Source organism: Streptomyces sp. Root431, from assembly GCF_001426585.1.
GTDB classification, from domain to species: domain Bacteria; phylum Actinomycetota; class Actinomycetes; order Streptomycetales; family Streptomycetaceae; genus Streptomyces; species Streptomyces stackebrandtii.
The window spans coordinates 245,028-262,697 of the sequence record NZ_LMEI01000008.1; the positions used below are offsets into that span (position 1 = coordinate 245,028).

Consider the following 17,670-nt stretch of genomic DNA (forward strand, 5'->3'; position numbering starts at 1 on the left):
CCATGGATCTCGAGACCTTCCGCAAGCTGGCGGCCGACCGCCGCGTCATCCCCGTCAGCCGCAGGCTCCTCGCGGACGGCGACACCCCGGTCGGGCTCTACCGCAAGCTCGCCGCCGAACGCCCCGGCACCTTCCTCCTCGAATCCGCGGAGAACGGCCGCAGCTGGTCCCGCTACTCCTTCATCGGAGTCCGCAGCGACGCGACCCTCACGGTCAAGGACGGCGAGGCCCACTGGCTCGGCACCCCGCCCGTCGGCGTCCCCGTCGACGGCGACCCGCTGGCCGCCCTGCGCGCCACCGTCGAGACCCTCCACACCCCGCGCGACCTCGCGGGCGGGATGCCGCCCTTCACCGGCGGCATGGTCGGCTACCTCGGCTACGACATCGTCCGGCGCCTGGAGAAGATCGGCGACTCCACCCGCGACGACCTGGAGCTCCCCGAGCTCACCATGCTCCTCACCAGCGACCTCGCGGTCCTCGACCACTGGGACGGCACGGTCCTGCTGATCGCCAACGCGATCAACCACAACGACCTGGAGACCGGAGTCGACGAGGCGTACGCACACGCCGTCGCCCGCCTCGACGCCATGGAGGCCGACCTGGCCCGCCCGGTCGCCACCGTCCCCGCCGCCCTCCCGGCCTCCGAACTCCCCGAGTTCTCCGCGCTCTGGGGCGGCCCGGCCTACCAGGACGCCGTCGAGGACATCAAGGAGCGCATCCGGGCCGGCGAGGCCTTCCAGGTCGTCCCCTCCCAGCGCTTCGAGACCGCGTGCACGGCCTCCGCACTCGACGTCTACCGGGTCCTGCGGGCCACCAACCCCTCCCCGTACATGTACCTCTTCCGCTTCGAGAACGGCTTCGACGTCGTCGGATCCAGCCCCGAAGCGCTCGTCAAGGTCGAGGACGGGCACGCGATGCTCCACCCCATCGCCGGCACCCGGCACCGCGGCGCCACCCCGCAGGAGGACCACGACCTCGCCGAGGAACTGCTCGCCGACCCCAAGGAGCGCGCCGAGCACCTCATGCTCGTCGACCTCGGCCGCAACGACCTCGGCCGGGTCTGCGCGCCCGGCTCGGTGGAGGTCGTCGACTTCATGTCCGTCGAGCGCTACTCGCACGTCATGCACATCGTCTCCACCGTCACCGGCAGGGTCGCCGAGGGCCGGACCGCCTTCGACGTCCTCACCGCCTGCTTCCCGGCCGGCACGCTCTCCGGCGCGCCCAAGCCCCGCGCCATGCAGATCATCGAGGAGCTCGAACCCTCCCGGCGCGGCCTCTACGGCGGATGTGTCGGTTATCTCGATTTCGCCGGCGACGCGGACACGGCCATCGCCATCCGTACGGCCCTGCTCCGCGACGGCACCGCATATGTGCAGGCCGGAGCGGGTGTCGTCGCGGATTCCGATCCGGTCGCCGAGGACAAGGAGTGCCGCAACAAGGCCGCGGCCGTGCTCCGCGCCGTACACACCGCCAACCGGATGAACGGCTCCTGACCACGTAGGGGATAGTGGGGTACGTGAGTGCCGTACCCGTACCCCAGCCCCGGGCCGCCCGCGTGGCCGTCCCCACCGGCGGCCGCCGCAGCCTGGCCGCGGCCCTCCTCCTCGGCGCCCTCGGCGCCACCGTCGTCCTGCTCTCGGCCGGCCAGATCTGGGCGGAGGGCGTCGCCTCCGTCGGCGGCGGCACCGTCCCCGTCGAGGCCGACGGCGGCGCCGTCACCGGCGTGCCGACCGCCCTCGCGATCGTCGGCCTCGCCGCGCTCTTCGCCGTCTTCGCCGTCCGCCGCACCGGCCGCACCCTCGTCGCCGCGCTCCTCGCGCTGAGCGGCGCGGGCGCCGCGCTCGCCGCCGTCCTCGGCGCGACCGACAGCGCGGCCCTGGACGCCGAGGCCGCCCGGATCAGCGGCGACACGGCCGCCGCCGTGGCCGGTCTGACCCACACCGCCTGGCCGTACGTCACGGCCGCCGGCGCCGTCCTCATCCTGCTCGCCGGTCTCCTCGCGCTGCGCTTCGGCAAGACCTGGCCCGCGATGGGCGGCCGCTACGAGCGCTCCGGCACCCCGCGCACCGGCCGCAAGGCCCCCACGGTCGACCCGGACCGCCCCGAGGACCTCTGGAAGGCCCTCGACCGCGGCGAGGACCCCACCCGCGGCGAGTGAGCCGACGGAGGCGATCCGGAGGGCCGACCGCGACGCGTGATCGTCCGGGCACCCCCGATTCATCCTCGCGCGCCCGCGTGCGGGACAATGAGCACCGAGTGTCCGCGCACGCGAGACCTCACCACCGAGCAACAGCAACGAGGAGCAACTCATGGCGGGCAGCGCCCACGGACACACCCCGGCCGCCTGGACCGGTGTCATCATCTCCTTCATCGGCTTCTGCATCGCCGGCGTCTTCATGGTGGCCGCCAACCTGCCCGGATTCTGGGCCGGCATGGGTGTCATCGCGCTCGGCGGCATCGTCGGCGGCGCGATGAAGGCGGCCGGTCTCGGCATGCCGAAGGAGTCGGCGGCCGTCGCCGCCGCCCGCGAGGCCGCGACCGCGACCGCGCAGGCCCGTTCCTGACGCGACACGACGCATCCGAAAGCGCAGTCCGGCCGTGCCGGGCTGCGCCTTCGTGCGTCAGGGGCGAGAATCACCGGGTGGACCCGCAGCCGACGGCCGAAGCCGAGACCGACGATTCCCTCGCCCGACCGGGTGAATCCGCGCGGGCGGATGCGCCGGGGCGAGGGCACGGTGCCGGGCCGGGGGTTGTGGGGGCGCCAGGGGACCATGCAGCGCCAGAGACACCCGCCGGACCAGCCACGTTCCCCTCCGTACCCGCCGGACCCGCCGCGTACGTCTCCGTACCCGCCGGACCAGCCGCATTCCCCTCCGTACCCGCCGTCCCACCGGGTCCCCCTCCCCGGCCGCTCGCCCGGCGGCTGCTCGCGCCGGTCTCGACGCTCGCCGGGGTCGCCGCCGCCTTCGCCTACGTCGGGACCGTCGACCCCAACGAACCCGGGCACTACCCCGTCTGCCCCCTGCTCCGCTTCACCGGCATCTACTGCCCCGGGTGCGGCGGACTCCGCAGTGCCCACGCCTTCGTCCACGGGGACCTCCCGGCCGCCCTGAGCGCCAACGCCCTCGCCGTCCTCGGCTACGGCCTCTTCGCCGTCGTCATGGTCCTGTGGCTGATTCGTGCCATCCGCGGGGTGCCCATGCGCCTCGCGATCTCCCCGGCCTGGTGGTGGGGGATCGGGGCCGTCCTCGCCCTCTTCACCCTGGTCCGGAACCTTCCCTTCGGCTCCGCGCTGGCCCCGTGAGGGTCCGCGCGCTCCCGGGCAAACCCCTACGGGAGTCCCAGCAGGTGGGACGCCACTCCGGCCGATGCGAGTCCGGGGCCGTCCTGCGGATAGGATCGATGTGGCTGAACCTGGTTCCTCATCACCATCACCGTCCCGGAAGGGGGCCCCTCGCGTGAGTGTGCTCGACGAGATCATCGAAGGCGTACGCGCCGACCTCGCAGAGCGGCAGGCGCGGGTCACCCTCGACGAGCTCAAGGAGCGCGCCGCCAAGGCGCCGCAGGCCAAGGACGGCGTGGCCGCACTGCGCGGCGACGGCGTCAAGGTGATCTGCGAGGTCAAGCGCTCCAGCCCGTCCAAGGGCGCGCTCGCCGCGATCGCCGACCCCGCCGGACTCGCCGCGGACTACGAGGCGGGCGGCGCGGCCGTCATCTCCGTCCTCACGGAAGAGCGCCGCTTCGGCGGCTCCCTCGCCGACCTGGAGGCCGTGCGCGCCCGGGTCGACATCCCCGTCCTGCGCAAGGACTTCATCGTCACCGCGTACCAGCTCTGGGAAGCCCGGGCGTACGGAGCGGATCTCGCGCTCCTCATCGTCTCCGCCCTGGAGCAGGAGGCGCTGGTCTCCCTCATCGAGCGTGCCGAGTCCATCGGGCTGACCCCGCTGGTCGAGGTCCACGACGAGGAGGAGGTCGAGCGCGCCGTCGACGCGGGCGCCCGGATCATCGGCGTCAACGCGCGCGACCTCAAGACCCTCAAGGTCGACCGCTCCACCTTCGAGCGCGTCGCCCCCGAGATCCCGGACACCATCGTCAAGATCGCCGAGTCCGGTGTCCGTGGCCCGCACGACCTCATCGCGTACGCCAACGCCGGCGCCGACGCGGTCCTGGTCGGCGAGTCCCTCGTGACCGGCCGCGACCCGAAGGCCGCCGTCGCCGACCTGGTCGCCGCCGGCGCGCACCCGGCCCTCCGCCACGGCCGGAAGTAACCCGACATGACCGCCGTCCACGCCACGCCGACCCCTCCGGGCACCGCCCGGGGGGCCCTCGGCGTGCCGTCGGCGGTCACCGGACGAGGCGGCAGGCTCCGTACCGCCGCCGCGTTCGTCCCCGCGCCGCACGCCCCACTGGCCCGGGGCTGCCGACCGCGTGGCTGCCGCGCGCCCGCCCGCCGTGTCCACGGCCGCCGGGTCCGGTACGTGATCGGCGACGAGCCGGGCCAGGTCAACGGCATGCGATGGCGCCGGCGCCTCGTGCGCACCTCCATGAACACCACCTCCGCCTGAGAGCCCGGGCGCACGGGCACCAGCCCCGTGCGGGGCTCCCCGCGCAGCCACCCACCTCGTGTGGGGCCCAGGCATCCACCCACTCCGCGTGGGCTCGTCTCGTACAGCCGCCACCCCCACCCCGTGTGGGCAATCGTCCCGCAGGGCTGGGGGTACCCCCTCTGGGGGAGGGTGGGCACACGGGACGGCGCCCTTGCGGGCGCCTCCGCTCCCCGCGCCTACCCGCACCACGAGGGCGGCGCACACGGGGTGCGGGTCCAGGCGCAGGGAGCCTAGGCCCGGCAAGGGGCGCCGTCCCGTTGTGCCCACCCGTTCCGCCCCGGCGGAACGACTGCCCACAACGGGGTGGGGCACCGCCCGGCGCGGTAGCCGCCCACAACGGGCGGGGGCACCGCTCGGCGGGGCGACCGTCCGCAACGGGCGGAGGCGCCGCCGGCGGGGCGACCGTCCGCAACGGGCGGGGGCACCGCCGGCGGGGCGACCGCCCGCAAGGGGCCGGGGCGCCGCCCTGTGAGGTGGCCGTCCGCGACAGGCTCGGCGTCTGCCGGTCGCGGCGTTGGTGTTCGTGAGGAGGTCGCGCGCATAACGTGACCACCGTCAGCACATCACCGGGGCACACCACCCCGCGAGGAGCATCCGCATGTCCAGCGAGTTCTTCATTCCGGACCTGGAAGGTCAGGTCCCCACCGCCGAGGGCTACTTCGGCGCCTACGGCGGCAAGTTCATCCCGGAGGCCCTCGTCGCCGCCGTCGACGAGGTCGCCGTCGAGTACGACAAGGCCAAGGCCGACCCCGAGTTCGCCCGCGAGCTCAATGACCTGATGGTCAACTACACCGGCCGCCCGAGCGCCCTCACCGAGGTCCCCCGGTTCGCCGAGCACGCCGGCGGTGCCCGGATCTTCCTCAAGCGCGAGGACCTGAACCACACCGGCTCGCACAAGATCAACAACGTGCTCGGTCAGGCCCTGCTGACCAAGCGCATGGGCAAGACGCGGGTCATCGCCGAGACCGGCGCCGGCCAGCACGGCGTGGCCACCGCCACCGCCTGCGCCCTCTTCGGCCTCGACTGCACCATCTACATGGGCGAGGTCGACACCCAGCGCCAGGCCCTCAACGTGGCCCGGATGCGGATGCTCGGCGCCGAGGTCATCGCCGTGAAGTCCGGCAGCCGCACGCTCAAGGACGCCATCAACGAGGCCTTCCGCGACTGGGTCGCCAACGTCGACAGGACCCACTACCTGTTCGGCACCGTCGCCGGCCCGCACCCGTTCCCCGCCATGGTCCGCGACTTCCACCGGGTCATCGGCGTCGAGGCCCGCCGCCAGATCCTGGAGCGCGCCGGGCGCCTCCCCGACGCGGCGATCGCCTGCGTCGGCGGCGGCTCCAACGCCATCGGGCTCTTCCACGCCTTCGTCCCGGACGCGGGCGTGCGCCTGATCGGCTGCGAGCCGGCCGGCCACGGCGTCGAGACCGGCGAGCACGCGGCCACCCTGACCGCAGGCGAGCCCGGCATCCTGCACGGTTCGCGCTCGTACGTCCTCCAGGACGAGGAGGGCCAGATCACCGAGCCGTACTCGATCTCGGCCGGCCTCGACTACCCGGGCATCGGCCCGGAGCACGCGTACCTCAAGGACAGCGGGCGTGGCGAGTACCGCGCCGTCACCGACGACGCGGCCATGCAGGCCCTGCGGCTGCTCTCCCGTACGGAGGGCATCATCCCGGCCATCGAGTCGGCGCACGCCCTCGCCGGGGCCCTGGAGGTCGGCAAGGAGCTCGGCAAGGACGCCCTGCTCCTCGTCAACCTCTCCGGGCGCGGTGACAAGGACATGGATACGGCCGCTCGCTACTTCGGCCTGTACGACGGGGAGGGCTCCAAGTGACGACCGGAAACATCCAGCTGCTGAGCGAGACCCTGGCCAAGGCCAAGGCCGAGAACCGGGCGGCGCTCATCGCCTACCTGCCGGCCGGCTTCCCGACCGTCGACGGCGGCATCGAGGCCATCAAGGCCGTCTTCGACGGCGGTGCTGACGTCGTCGAGGTCGGTCTCCCGCACAGCGACCCGGTCCTCGACGGCCCGGTCATCCAGACCGCCGACGACATCGCCCTGCGCGGCGGCGTCAAGATCGCCGACGTCATGCGGACGGTCCGCGAGGCCCACGAGGCCACCGGCAAGCCGGTCCTCGTCATGACCTACTGGAACCCGATCGACCGGTACGGCATCGAGCGCTTCACCGAGGAGCTCGCCGCCGCCGGAGGCGCGGGCTGCATCCTGCCCGACCTGCCGGTCCAGGAGTCCGCGGTCTGGCGCGAGAACGCCGACAAGCACGGTCTCGCCACCGTCTTCGTCGTCGCGCCGAGCAGCAAGGACGCGCGCCTCGCCACCATCACGTCGGCCGGCTCCGGCTTCGTCTACGCGGCCTCGCTCATGGGGGTCACCGGCACCCGCGAGTCGGTCGGCGAGCAGGCGGCCGACCTCGTCCGCCGCACCCGTGCCACCTCCGAGCTCCCGGTGTGCGTCGGGCTCGGCGTCTCCAACGCCGCCCAAGCGAAGGAGGTCGCCGTCTTCGCCGACGGCGTCATCGTCGGCTCCGCCTTCGTCCAGCGGATCCTCGACGCCGACGGCGACGAGGCCGCCGGACTCGCCGCCGTAAGGGAACTGGCGGGCGAACTCGCGGCCGGCGTGCGGCGCGTTTCGTAACCCATTTGGGTGGATCTGGAACCGGGGAGGCACGCACGTGCCTCCCCGGTTCGTTGCTGTGGGCGTGAGCGAGAAGAACCGTGGTGACGGTAACCGGAGCGCGCGGGAGCGCCTCCAGCAGCAGCGCGAGCGCGACAAGGCCCGCGAGAAGCAGCGGCGCGTCCTCATCGTGTCGGCGGCGGTGGTCGGCGTCCTCGGCCTGGCCGCGGTCGTCGGGGTGATCGCCGCGAACAGCGGCGGAGATGGCGGGTCGGACAAGGCGGGCCCGGTCGTGGCGCCGGCGGGGTCCGTCGAGGGCGACAAGCCCGCCATCCCCACGGGCAAGGCGGACGCCCCGTCGACGCTCGCGATCTGGGAGGACTTCCGCTGCCCGGCGTGCGCCCAGTTCGAGAACGTCATGCGGGACGCCATCCACGAGCTGGAGGCCTCCGGCGCGCTCAAGGCCGAGTACCACCTCGCCACCCTCATCGACGGGAACATGGGCGGCAGCGGCTCGCTGCGCGCGGCGAACGCGGCCGCGTGCGCCCAGGACGCGGGGAAGTTCACCGCGTACCACGACACGCTCTACATCAACCAGCCGCCGGAGACGGACGACGCCTTCGGGAACAACGCCAAGCTCCTCGAACTGGCGGCGAAGGTGCCGGGGCTCGACACGCCCGCCTTCCGCAGCTGTGTCGAGGACGGCACGCACGACAGCTGGGTGGCGAAGTCGAACGAGGCCTTCCAGAAGGGCGGCTTCCGCGGCACCCCGTCCGTCCTCCTCAACGGCGAATCGATCTTCCCGACGAAGGGGGACGAGCAGATCTCCCCGGAGAACCTGAAGAAGTGGGTCGCCGAGGCCAACAAGGGCAAGAAGCCCGGCACGGCCTCTCCCTCGGCGGGCTAGGGCGTGTTTCGAAAGTAGCGTCGTCTGCCCGAAGGGCAGGCCTGGCGGCGTCTGGTGCGTGCGATCGCAAGGCGGAGGGTCGCCCCGATACTGGATGTATCGGGGTGATCCCGACAACGCGGGACTTTCGAAACACGCCCTAGTCCGGCGGCTTAGTTACCCAGACGTTGCCGGGTGGGCTGCCGTCGCGCCCGCCCGGCAGGGTAGCGTCGGTCCTGCCATGGACCTTGCCTATATTCCCAGCCCGTCGACCGGCGTGATCAACCTCGGACCGATCCCGCTGCGCGGCTATGCCTTCTGCATCATCATCGGTGTCTTCGTCGCCGTCTGGTACGGCAACAAGCGCTGGATCGCCCGGGGCGGCACCGCCGGCACCGTGGCCGACATCGCCGTCTGGGCGGTGCCCTTCGGCCTCGTCGGCGGACGCCTCTACCACGTGATCACCGACTACCAGCTGTACTTCAGCGAGGGTGAGAACTGGGTCGACGCCTTCAAGATCTGGGAGGGCGGCCTCGGTATCTGGGGCGCCATCGCGCTCGGCGCGGTGGGTGCCTGGATCGGCTGCCGCCGCCGGGGCATCCCGCTCCCGGCGTACGCGGACGCGATCGCGCCCGGCATCGCCCTCGCCCAGGCCATCGGCCGCTGGGGCAACTGGTTCAACCAGGAGCTCTACGGCAAGCCGACCGACCTGCCCTGGGCCCTGAAGATCACCGAGAGCACGAACCGCGAGGCCGGGCTGTACCACCCGACCTTCTTGTACGAGTCGCTCTGGTGCGTCGGCGTCGCCGTCCTCGTCGTCTGGGCCGACCGCCGCTTCAAGCTCGGCCACGGGCGCGCCTTCGCGCTCTACGTCGCCGCGTACTGCGCGGGCCGTGTCTGGACCGAGTACCTGCGCGTCGACGAGGCGCACCACATCCTCGGTCTGCGGCTGAACGTGTGGACGGCGATCATCGTCTTCCTGCTCGCGGTGACCTACATCGTCATCTCGGCGCGGATCCGGCCGGGCCGCGAGGAGATCGTGGAGCCCAAGGCGGAGAAGACCGAGAAGGCCGGTGAGGCCGACGGGGTCGAGTTGTCCGACGACGACGTCGTGGACGGCGAGCCCGAGGACGCCGCCCCGGACGCGGACACGGATACGGACACGGCCGCCGATACGGCCGCCGATACGGACGTGGAACACGGCGCCGGCAACGGCGCCGGGTCGGCCGCCAAGGGCTGATCCTCCGTCGTCACAGGGCCGTCGGGACCGAGAGGTTCCGGCGGCCCTTTCGCGTACGGCGGGTCAGGCCGCGCGGGCGGCGAGGGCGAGGACCCGGTGGGCGCCCTCCACGACCGCCGCGTCGACGAACCGGCCGTCGGGGAGGGCCAGGGCACCCCGGTCGGTCCGGGCCGCCGCGACGACCTCCCACGCCGCGTCGACCTCCTCCGGGGTGGGGAGGTAGGCCCGCTCGATGACCGGGAGCTGGCGGGGGTGGATCGCGGCCCGGCCGAGGAAGCCCATCGCCCGGCCCCGGGCGCAGCCGGCGGCCAAGGTGTCCAGGTCGCCGATGTCGGGGTGCACCGACTGGGCCGGGGGCGGCAGGGCGGCCGCGCGGGCGGCGACCACGACGCGGCTGCGCGGCCAGTCGAGGCCGCTGTCGTCCCGTACCCCCAGGTCGGCGCGGAGATCGGCCTCGCCGAGGGCGATGCCGTGCACGTCGGGGTGGGCGGTGGCGATGGCGTAGGCGTGCTCCACGGCGAGGGCGTTCTCCAGGAGCGGGTAGAGGGGCAGGCCGGGGGCGAGGCCGGCGATCCGGTGGATGTCAGTGGCGTGTGTCACCTTGGGTACACGGAGACCGCAGAGGCCGGGGAGGGGGGCCAGGGTGGGGATGTCGAGCGGGGAGTGGACGCGGACGTGCACCGGGACGGGGTGGGCGTCGGCGAGCAGATCGACCGTGGCGGCGAGGGCGTACGCCTTGCGGTGCGGGGCGACCGCGTCCTCCAGATCGACGATGACGATGTCGGCGCCGGAGGCCAGGGCCTTGCCCACGACCTCGGGGCGGTCGCCGGGTGCGTACAGCCAGGTGAGGGGAGTGCGCAGCCGCTCCATACCGTTCATACCGCTCCCTGGTCGCGGAGGGCGTCGATCTCGGCGGGCGTGAGGCCGAGTTCGGTGAGGACGTCCGTGGTGTCGGCGCCGTGCGGGCGGCCGGCCCAGCGGATCGCCCCGGGGGTCTCGGAGAGCCGGAAGAGCACGTTCTGCATCTTGATCGGGCCGAGTTCCGGGTCGTGCACCTCGGTGACGGTGTTGAGCGCCCGGTACTGCGGATCGTCGAGGACGTCCCGGACGTCGTAGACCGGGGCGATGGCGGCCTCCGCCTTCTCGAAGGCGTCCATGGCCTCGTCGCGGGTGTGGCGCGCGATCCAGGTGCCGACCGCCTCGTCCAGTTCGTCCGCGTGCTCGGCGCGGCCCGAGCCGTCGGCGAACCACGGCTCGTCGACGAGCTCCGGGCGGCCGACGAGGCGCAGCACGCGCTCGGCGATCGACTGGGCCGAGGTGGAGACGGCGACCCAGGAGCCGTCGGCGGTCCGGTAGGTGTTGCGCGGGGCGTTGTTGCGGGAGCGGTTGCCGGTGCGGGGCTGGACGTAGCCGAGCTGGTCGTACCAGAGGGGGTGGGGTCCGATGACGGAGAGCATCGGTTCGATGATCGCCATGTCGACGACCTGGCCGCGGCCGGTCGTGGTCCTGGCGGTGAGCGCGGTCATCACCGCGTACGCGGTGGCGAGGGCGGCGATCGAGTCGGCCAGGCCGAAGGGCGGCAGGGTGGGCGGGCCCTCGGGCTCGCCCGTGATGGCGGCGAAGCCGCTCATCGCCTCGGCGAGGGTGCCGAAGCCGGGGCGGTGGGCGTACGGGCCGAACTGGCCGAAGCCGGTGACGCGGGCGAGGACGAGGCGCGGGTTGACGGTGGAGAGCTCCTCCCAGCCCAGACCCCAGCGTTCCAGGGTGCCGGGGCGGAAGTTCTCCACGATCACGTCGGCTTCGGCGGCGAGTCCGAGGAGGGTGTCGCGGCCGCCAGGGGCGGAGAGATCGAGGGTGATCGTCCGCTTGTTCCGGCCGAGGACCTTCCACCACAGGCCGACGCCGTCCTTCGCCGGGCCGTGGCCGCGGGACGGATCGGGCTTGCGGGGGTGCTCGACCTTGATGACGTCGGCGCCGAAGTCGCCGAGCATCGTGGCGGCGATCGGGCCGGCGAAGAGGGTCGCCAGGTCCAGGACGCGCAGTCCGTGGAGGGGAGGCGCGGGGGGAGCGGCGGTGTGCGGGGCGGTCGTCATACGGGGTCGGCCTCCAGGTCGCCGAGGGAGCCGAAGGCCGCCTCGATCTCGGTCCGGTACGGCATCGAGGTCGACGCGCCCTCGCGCTGGACGGAGAGCGCGGCGGCGGTCTGCGCCCAGGCGAGCGCCTCGGGGACGGGCCGGCCCTCGGCGAGGGCGACCGCGAGGGCACCGACGAAGGTGTCGCCGGCGGCGGTGGTGTCCACGGCCGTGACGCGGGGGGCGGGCACGGTGACGGGTTCGGCGTCGCGCGCCGCGTACAGGCTGCCGGCCGCGCCCAGGGTGACGACGACTTCGGGGACGTCCCGGAGCAGGGCCTGGGCGGCGGCGCGCGGGTCGGTGAGTCCGGTGAGCGCGGCGGCCTCGTGCTCGTTGGGGACCAGCAGGTCGATGGCGGCGAGGAGCTCGGGAGGGAGCTGCTGGGCGGGGGCGGGCGTGAGGACGGTGCGGACGCCGAGCCGGCGGGCGGTCGTGGCGCCCTCGACGACGACGGAGAGGGGGAGTTCGAGCTGGAGGAGCAGGGCGTCGGCGGTGCCGATGAGGGCCTCGTCGCCGTGACTGAGGGAGGTGAGGACGGCGTTGGCGCCGGGGATGACGACGATCGCGTTGCCGCCCTCGTCGTCGACGACGATGTGGGCGATGCCGGAGGGGCCCTCGGCGGTGCGGAGGAGGTCGGTGTCGACGGAGCAGTGCTCCAGGTTGGCCCGGAGGCGGGCACCGAAGTCGTCCGCGCCGACCGCGCCGATCATCGAGACCTCGGCGCCGGCGCGGGCGGCGGCGACGGCCTGGTTGGCGCCCTTGCCGCCGGGGATCGTGCGGAACGCGCGGCCGGTGACCGTCTCGCCGCGTGCGGGGGCCCTCGGGACGTAGGCGACGAGGTCCATGTTCGTGCTGCCGAGTACGACGATGCTGGTCATGGGCGTACTGCCTCCAGGTGTGTCAGTTCGGCCAGGGTGTCGAAGCCGATGCCGTCGAAGGACGGGACCGAGGTCGCGAGCCGGTTCTTGAGGGGGGTGGTCCATTGTTCGGGCAGCCGGTCGGGGTGGCCGGCGAGCAGCCCGGCGACCGAACCGGCGGTGGCACCGTTGGAGTCGGTGTCCCAGCCGCCTGATACCGCTGCGCAGACGGAGCGGGAGAAGTCGCCATCGCCGTGGGTGAGGGCGGCGGCGAGCAGGGCGGCGTTGGGGACGGCATGGACCCAGTGGTACCCGCCGAGCTCGGCGTGCAGACGGTCGACGACGGTGTCGAAGTCGCTCTCCTCGCGGGCGGCCGCGATGCCCAGGCGGACGCCCGCGGCGAGGCGGGAGCGGGGCGGGATCACCCCGAGTCCGGCGGCGAGCGACCGGTGGACGTCGGCGGTGCCGGTCGCGGCGGTGGCGAGGGTCGCGGCGACGAACATGGCGCCGTAGACGCCGTTCGCGGTGTGGGTGAGCGCCGCGTCCCGATGCGCCTGCGCGGCGGCGGCGACCGGGTCGCCCGGGTGCGTCCAGCCGTGGACGTCCGCGCGGATCTGGGCGCCGATCCACTCGCGGAAGGGGTTGCGGTGGACGGCGGTCAGCGGGGGCTCCACACCGTCGAGGAGATTGCGGTAGGCGACGCGCTCGGCCGTGAAGGTGCGGCCGGCGGGGAGCTCGTCGAGCCAGAGGCGGGCGACGTCGGCGGTGGTGAAGTCGCGGCCGTACCGCTGGAGGAGCAGAAGATTGAGGAGGGGGTAGTTGAGGTCGTCGTCCTCGGGCATCCCGTCGATGTTCTCGGCGAGGGAGGTCGTGGCGGAGCGACGGTTCCAGGGATGCGCGGCGAGCAGCTCCGGGGGTACGCCGCGGGCGGTGAACCAGGTGGAGAGGGGCCAGTTGCCGGCGGCGCGGGCGAGAGCGCGGATGCCGTTGAGGGGCAGCTTCTCGACGGGCTTCCCGAGCAGACACCCGGCGGCCCGCCCGAGCCAGGCGGCGTGCAGCCGATCGCGCAGCGCGCGGCTCTCCCCGAGCGGGGAGTTGCTCTCCCTCGCTCCGCCCCTCCCCGAAACCCAGACGGGACTGGGGGCGGCGCCCCCGGACCCACGGGTTTCCGGCGGGTGGTTGGGGGTGGAGTCTTCGGTCTCGGCAGAGCTTGGCGTCAACGCCTGGATGTCGGGCAGGGGGGTTGGTTCGTGTTCCGGCGTGGTGAGGGAGGCCAGGGCTGCCAGGAGTTCCTCCGCCAGGGGGCGGAGGTCCGGGCGGGGGGTGGGGGAGGCGCCGGCCGTTTGTGGGGGTGGGGGGCCGCCGGCCTCGTGCCAGCGGGTGGCGATCGCGTGGGCGTCGCGGCCGTCCTCCGCCGCCTGGCGGAGCTCGTGGCCCACCAGGTCCTCCGGCTGGACCCAGGTCAGCCGGAGGTTCATCGGTCCGCGCTCGTCAGCGTCGCGAACGCCGACTCGTGCGCCCGGCGCAGTTCCGCGTCCCGGGCGTAGACCTCGCGGGTCACCCGGGCCAGCGCGACCGCCGGGGCGTGCAGGTCGAGCCGGCTCGCCTCCGCGACGCGTTTCGCCCAGTCCGCGGGAACGGCCGACTCCCCGTGCAGCGCGCCCACGATCGCACCCGCCATCGTGGCGATCGAGTCGCAGTCGCGCCCGTAGTTGACCGAGCCCAGGACCGTACGGCGGTAGTCGCCCTCGCCGACGAGCAGCATGCCCAGGGCGATCGGCAGTTCCTCGATCGCGTGCAGCCGGGACGGGCGCCGGGCGCCGAGGGAGGGGCTGCGGTAGTCGGGGCCGACCGAGTCGAAGGGGGCCACCGCCGCCCGGAGCGGGCTGAGAGCGGACTCGAAGTCCGTGTGGCGGGCCGCCACTTCGGCGACCGCCTCGATCGCCGACCTGGTGCCGTCCTTGGCGAGGGAGAGCGCCGTGTCGACGACCGTACGTGGGGTCGCACCCGGCGCGCAGGCCGCCGCCACCGCCGCCGCGAACACGCCCGCCGCCTCCCGGCCGTACGAGGACTGGTGCGCGCCGGCCACGTCGAGGGCCTCGGCGTAGGCGGCCTCCGGGTGGGCCGCGTTGACCAGTCCGACCGGTGCCATGTACATCGCGGCGCCGCAGTTGACGATGTTGCCCGCGCCGGCCTCGCGCGGGTCCACGTGGCCGTAGTGGAGGCGTGCCACCAGCCACTTCTCGGCCAGGAAGATCCGCTGGAGCGGGAGTGCCTCGGCCTCCAGTTCCGGGATCCATACGGGGGAGCCCATGAGTTCGGGGACGAGGTGGTCCGCGACCGCGTACGCGTCCAGGTGGCCGCGGACCTTCTCGTACACCCTGATCAGGGCGTGGGTCATCAAGGTGTCGTCGGTGACGTGCCCATCGCCCTTGTGGTACGGCGCGATGGGGCGGGCGGTGCGCCAGTCCTCGCCGTTCCAGGGGCCGACGATCCCGGTGACGCGGCCGCCGTGCCGCTCCAGGATCTGCTGGGGGGTGTAGCCCTCGACGGGGCCGCCGAGCGCGTCGCCGACGGCGGCCCCGAGGAGGCTGCCGGTGATCCGGTCATCCAGGGTGGGCACATCCAGTGTGGGTGTCATGTCGGAATTGTCCACCTGGGGAGGCCGGTTCCGTGGCTCCCAGAAGCCCGGCGAGTTCGACCAGATCCGTCCCCGCGAGCCGGGGCAGCGCGCACCCCGCGAGCGTCCGGCAGGCCTCGCGCCAGGTCGCCGGCACCGAACGGCCGCCGCCCAGCGCGCCGGTGAGCGCGCCCGCGAGCGCGGGGGCGGAGTCCGCGACCCGGGAGAGGCAGACGGCCGCCGGTACCGCGGCCGTCATCTCGCCCCTGGCCGCGGTGGCGAGGGCGAGGGCGACCGGGACGGTCTCGGCTGCGGCGATCCCGTAGCTGTAGACGTGGTCCACGATCCGGTGCTCCAGGAGCGGGACCAGCTCGAAGGCCGAATCGGCGGTCCTGGCCAGCTCCACCGCGTACCGGGCGTTCCTGCCGATCTCGGTGACGGGCGGGAGTTCGGCGAGCGCCGCCTCCACGGCCTCGTCGACCGTCGCCCCGCCGAGGGCCGCGGCGACGGCCGCCGCCGTCGCGCGGGCGCCGTGGACGCCGTCCCCGTCCTGCGTGTACCGGGCGTCGAACTCGGCGAGTTCGGCGGCGGCGCGCGGGTCGCCGGGGTGGACGACGGCGAGGACGGCGGCCCGTACGCAGGCGGCGTCGTCGAAGTAGTGCGGGTTGTCGTGGCCGGTGGCGGGCGGGCGCAGGCCGGTGGCGAGATTGCCGAGTCCTGCGCGTACGGAGATGCGGGCGCGCAGGGGGAGTACGGCGGACTCGACCTCGGGGGCCCGCTCGGCGGCGGCGGCGACCTGGCCCGCGAGGGCGTTCCAGGCGAGGTCGACGGCGGCGCGGAGGCGGCGCTCCGGGGGGAGGCCGGCGAAGACGGGGCCGCATGCGGTGAGGATCGCCTCGGCGGTGAAGGCCGCCCACTCGGCGTCGTCGGAGGGGCCGAGGCGGAGGGGCTCGGGCGGCTGGTTGAGGGCGATGGGGACGGGGAGGGTGGTCGTCGCGTTCTGCTCGGCGAAGGTGTCGAGTTCGCGGGTGAGGCGGCGGGTCCACTCCGGCATGCGGGCGGCGCGGTGGCGGGCGGCCGGCCAGCCGGCGGCGTCGCCCGCGGCGAGCCCGAGGAGGAGGCCCTCGGTCTTGTCGCGACCGGCCCTGCGGGGGGTGTCGGGTTGCGGGACCTCGTACGCGCCGCCGCCCCATGAACCGGTGCCGCGTACCGGGGCGGGGTCCAGCGTGTCGGCGTCGGTGCCCGGCAGCGGGGCGGGGTCCTGCGGGTCACCGAGCAGGGGGCCGGCACCCGGCATCGGGGGCTGTGCCCACCCGTCCCGCCCTGCGGGACGATTGCCCACAGCGGGGGTGGTGGTGCCCGCAGAGGTGGTGGCGGTAGCGGCCACTGCGGTGATGTCCGCGGCGGTGCTCACGGCGGGGGTGGCGGTGTCCACTGCGGTGGCGCCTGCGGCCGTGGTGGCGGTTCCCGTAGAGGTGGTGGCGGTAGTGGTCACACCGGTGGTGCCCGCAGCGGGGGTGGCGGTGTCCACTGCCGTGGCGCCCACGGCGGTGGTGGTTCCCGCAGAGGTGGTCGCGGTGGCGCCCGCAGAGGTGGTGGCCGTAGTGGCCGCACCGGTGGCGCCCACACCGGTGGTGCCCGCAGCGGCGGTGGCGGTCGTGGTCGTGTTCGGGCTCATGTCAGGGTCTCCTCCGGGGTCAGCAGGTCCGCGATGTCCAGGACGTGGTAGCCGCGCATGGAGGGCAGGCAGCTGCCGGTGACCGGGGCGATGGCCGTCGACCATTCCTCCGGGATCGCCGAGGCGCCCGCCATCGCTCCGGCCAGGGCGCCCGCCACCGCTGCCGTCGTGTCGGCGTCGCGGCCCATGTTGACCGCGGTGAGGACCGCCGTACGGAAGTCCCCGCGGGCCGCCGCGAAGGCGCCGAAGGCCAGGCCCACCGCCTCCGGTGCCAGGTCCGTCCACGGGTAGCCGCCGATGACGACCGCCGAGCGGACCTGGCGTTCGCGGGTGAGCGGGTCCGGCTGGACGCGCTGGGCGGCGACGACCGCGCGGCGCAGGGAGCGGGCCGTCCAGGAGTCCATCGGGACGACGGAGAGGGCCGCCGCGATGATCGAGGTCACGCCCGCGCCAGCCATCGCCGCCGCGACGCCCGCCGCGACGGCCTGGCCGCCGTAGATGCCCTCGCCCTCGTGGCTGACGCTGCCGTCGATCGCGACGAGGCGCGCCGCCTCCGCCGGGCGGCCGGCGGCGAAGACCCCGAACGGCGCGGCGCGCATCGCGAGCCCGTCGCTCCAGGCGTGCCGGTGCTGGGCGGAGATGGGTGCGGCGAGGCCCCGGCGGAGGTTCTCCAGGGTGCCGCGCTCCGAGAAGCCCGCGCCGCGGAAGGGGCCTTCGTCGAGGTCGGCGATCCAGTGGTGCCAGGCGCGTTCGACGTGGTGGACGGTGAGCGCCGAGCCGTGCCGGGCGAGGAGCAGGGCCGAGAAGATCGCGTACTCGGTGTCGTCGGTGCCTGCCGGACGGTCCGTCACGAAGCCTTCGATGCGGCCCCATCGGCGGCGGATCTCCGAGGGGCGCATGTTCTCCGCGGGCGCTCCGAGGGCGTCGCCGACGGCGAGGCCGAGGAGCGCCCCCCTCGCCCGTTCACGCGTGTCGCATGCCGTGGTCGTCATTCTGGCGGCCCCTTCCTCGGTGGG

The 17,670-nt window shown here is 74.0% G+C and carries 17 protein-coding genes; 10 read left to right on the top strand and 7 right to left on the bottom strand.

Annotated elements, in window-relative coordinates; translation table 11 throughout:
- The first annotated feature begins 2 nt into the window (after positions 1–2).
- From ASC82_RS12220 to lgt, 10 genes are all read left to right on the top strand, one after another.
- A complete protein-coding gene (locus tag ASC82_RS12220) occupies positions 3–1,493 on the top strand; it encodes an anthranilate synthase component I (RefSeq protein WP_056645715.1) in 1,491 nt (496 codons plus the stop codon).
- Between the two features lie 14 nt (positions 1,494–1,507).
- On the top strand, positions 1,508–2,158 hold the full coding sequence (locus ASC82_RS12225) for a TIGR02234 family membrane protein (RefSeq protein ID WP_056645718.1): 651 nt from the start codon (positions 1,508–1,510) through the stop codon (positions 2,156–2,158).
- Positions 2,159–2,309: 151 nt separating this feature from the next.
- Positions 2,310–2,564 carry an HGxxPAAW family protein gene (locus tag ASC82_RS12230; RefSeq protein WP_056645720.1) on the top strand — a complete coding sequence of 85 codons (255 nt, stop codon included), beginning with the start codon at positions 2,310–2,312 and terminating at the stop codon, positions 2,562–2,564.
- A 188-nt stretch (positions 2,565–2,752) separates the two neighbouring features.
- The gene (locus ASC82_RS12235; protein ID WP_242427640.1) at positions 2,753–3,304 is read left to right on the top strand and encodes a DUF2752 domain-containing protein; all 552 of its coding nucleotides are present in this window, start codon (positions 2,753–2,755) and stop codon (positions 3,302–3,304) included.
- A gap of 154 nt (positions 3,305–3,458) precedes the next feature.
- Positions 3,459–4,268: an indole-3-glycerol phosphate synthase TrpC gene (trpC, locus tag ASC82_RS12240; RefSeq protein ID WP_079039215.1), complete on the top strand. Its 810-nt coding sequence runs from the start codon at positions 3,459–3,461 to the stop codon at positions 4,266–4,268.
- A 6-nt stretch (positions 4,269–4,274) separates the two neighbouring features.
- Entirely contained in the window at positions 4,275–4,565 is a 291-nt protein-coding gene (locus tag ASC82_RS12245) for a hypothetical protein (protein ID WP_056645726.1), read from the top strand.
- A 640-nt stretch (positions 4,566–5,205) separates the two neighbouring features.
- Positions 5,206–6,444: a tryptophan synthase subunit beta gene (gene trpB / locus ASC82_RS12250; protein ID WP_056645728.1), complete on the top strand. Its 1,239-nt coding sequence runs from the start codon at positions 5,206–5,208 to the stop codon at positions 6,442–6,444.
- A complete protein-coding gene (gene trpA / locus ASC82_RS12255) occupies positions 6,441–7,262 on the top strand; it encodes a tryptophan synthase subunit alpha (RefSeq protein WP_056645731.1) in 822 nt (273 codons plus the stop codon). Before trpB ends, trpA begins: the two co-directional genes overlap by 4 nt.
- A 64-nt stretch (positions 7,263–7,326) precedes the next feature.
- The gene (locus ASC82_RS12260) at positions 7,327–8,148 is read left to right on the top strand and encodes a thioredoxin domain-containing protein (RefSeq protein ID WP_056646366.1); all 822 of its coding nucleotides are present in this window, start codon (positions 7,327–7,329) and stop codon (positions 8,146–8,148) included.
- A 220-nt stretch (positions 8,149–8,368) separates the two neighbouring features.
- On the top strand, positions 8,369–9,367 hold the full coding sequence (gene lgt, locus ASC82_RS12265; protein ID WP_056645734.1) for a prolipoprotein diacylglyceryl transferase: 999 nt from the start codon (positions 8,369–8,371) through the stop codon (positions 9,365–9,367).
- 63 nt (positions 9,368–9,430) lie between these two features.
- Here lgt and ASC82_RS12270 read toward each other — a convergent pair whose 3' ends face one another.
- The 7 genes from ASC82_RS12270 to ASC82_RS12300 form a co-directional block, all read right to left on the bottom strand.
- Positions 9,431–10,246 carry an aldolase/citrate lyase family protein gene (locus tag ASC82_RS12270; protein WP_199862518.1) on the bottom strand — a complete coding sequence of 272 codons (816 nt, stop codon included), beginning with the start codon at positions 10,244–10,246 and terminating at the stop codon, positions 9,431–9,433.
- Complete coding sequence (locus ASC82_RS12275) at positions 10,243–11,460, bottom strand: CoA transferase (RefSeq protein WP_056645745.1); 1,218 nt, start codon at positions 11,458–11,460, stop codon at positions 10,243–10,245. The genes ASC82_RS12270 and ASC82_RS12275 overlap by 4 nt, the downstream gene beginning before the upstream one ends.
- Complete coding sequence (gene rbsK / locus ASC82_RS12280; RefSeq protein WP_056645748.1) at positions 11,457–12,377, bottom strand: ribokinase; 921 nt, start codon at positions 12,375–12,377, stop codon at positions 11,457–11,459. The genes ASC82_RS12275 and rbsK overlap by 4 nt, the downstream gene beginning before the upstream one ends.
- On the bottom strand, positions 12,374–13,834 hold the full coding sequence (locus ASC82_RS12285; protein ID WP_056645751.1) for an ADP-ribosylglycohydrolase family protein: 1,461 nt from the start codon (positions 13,832–13,834) through the stop codon (positions 12,374–12,376). Before ASC82_RS12285 ends, rbsK begins: the two co-directional genes overlap by 4 nt.
- Positions 13,831–14,997 (bottom strand): ADP-ribosylglycohydrolase family protein, encoded by a 1,167-nt coding sequence (locus tag ASC82_RS12290; protein WP_056645755.1) that lies wholly within the window; start codon positions 14,995–14,997, stop codon positions 13,831–13,833. Before ASC82_RS12290 ends, ASC82_RS12285 begins: the two co-directional genes overlap by 4 nt.
- Positions 14,963–16,273: an ADP-ribosylglycohydrolase family protein gene (locus ASC82_RS12295; protein WP_056645758.1), complete on the bottom strand. Its 1,311-nt coding sequence runs from the start codon at positions 16,271–16,273 to the stop codon at positions 14,963–14,965. The genes ASC82_RS12290 and ASC82_RS12295 overlap by 35 nt, the downstream gene beginning before the upstream one ends.
- A gap of 377 nt (positions 16,274–16,650) precedes the next feature.
- Positions 16,651–17,646 carry an ADP-ribosylglycohydrolase family protein gene (locus ASC82_RS12300; RefSeq protein ID WP_056645764.1) on the bottom strand — a complete coding sequence of 332 codons (996 nt, stop codon included), beginning with the start codon at positions 17,644–17,646 and terminating at the stop codon, positions 16,651–16,653.
- Positions 17,647–17,670 lie beyond the last annotated feature (24 nt).

What these genes read in the sequence shown, in the direction of transcription:
- ASC82_RS12220 (WP_056645715.1), top strand. Translation starts at nt 3, where the DNA reads ATGGATCTCGAGACCTTCCGCAAGCTGGCGGCCGACCGCCGCGTCATC.
- ASC82_RS12230 (WP_056645720.1), top strand. Translation starts at nt 2,310, where the DNA reads ATGGCGGGCAGCGCCCACGGACACACCCCGGCCGCCTGGACCGGTGTC.
- ASC82_RS12245 (WP_056645726.1), top strand. Translation starts at nt 4,275, where the DNA reads ATGACCGCCGTCCACGCCACGCCGACCCCTCCGGGCACCGCCCGGGGG.
- trpB (WP_056645728.1), top strand. Translation starts at nt 5,206, where the DNA reads ATGTCCAGCGAGTTCTTCATTCCGGACCTGGAAGGTCAGGTCCCCACC.
- lgt (WP_056645734.1), top strand. Translation starts at nt 8,369, where the DNA reads ATGGACCTTGCCTATATTCCCAGCCCGTCGACCGGCGTGATCAACCTC.
- ASC82_RS12270 (WP_199862518.1), bottom strand. Translation starts at nt 10,246, where the DNA reads ATGAACGGTATGGAGCGGCTGCGCACTCCCCTCACCTGGCTGTACGCA.
- ASC82_RS12275 (WP_056645745.1), bottom strand. Translation starts at nt 11,460, where the DNA reads ATGACGACCGCCCCGCACACCGCCGCTCCCCCCGCGCCTCCCCTCCAC.
- rbsK (WP_056645748.1), bottom strand. Translation starts at nt 12,377, where the DNA reads ATGACCAGCATCGTCGTACTCGGCAGCACGAACATGGACCTCGTCGCC.
- ASC82_RS12285 (WP_056645751.1), bottom strand. Translation starts at nt 13,834, where the DNA reads ATGAACCTCCGGCTGACCTGGGTCCAGCCGGAGGACCTGGTGGGCCAC.
- ASC82_RS12290 (WP_056645755.1), bottom strand. Translation starts at nt 14,997, where the DNA reads ATGACACCCACACTGGATGTGCCCACCCTGGATGACCGGATCACCGGC.
- ASC82_RS12295 (WP_056645758.1), bottom strand. Translation starts at nt 16,273, where the DNA reads ATGCCGGGTGCCGGCCCCCTGCTCGGTGACCCGCAGGACCCCGCCCCG.
- ASC82_RS12300 (WP_056645764.1), bottom strand. Translation starts at nt 17,646, where the DNA reads ATGACGACCACGGCATGCGACACGCGTGAACGGGCGAGGGGGGCGCTC.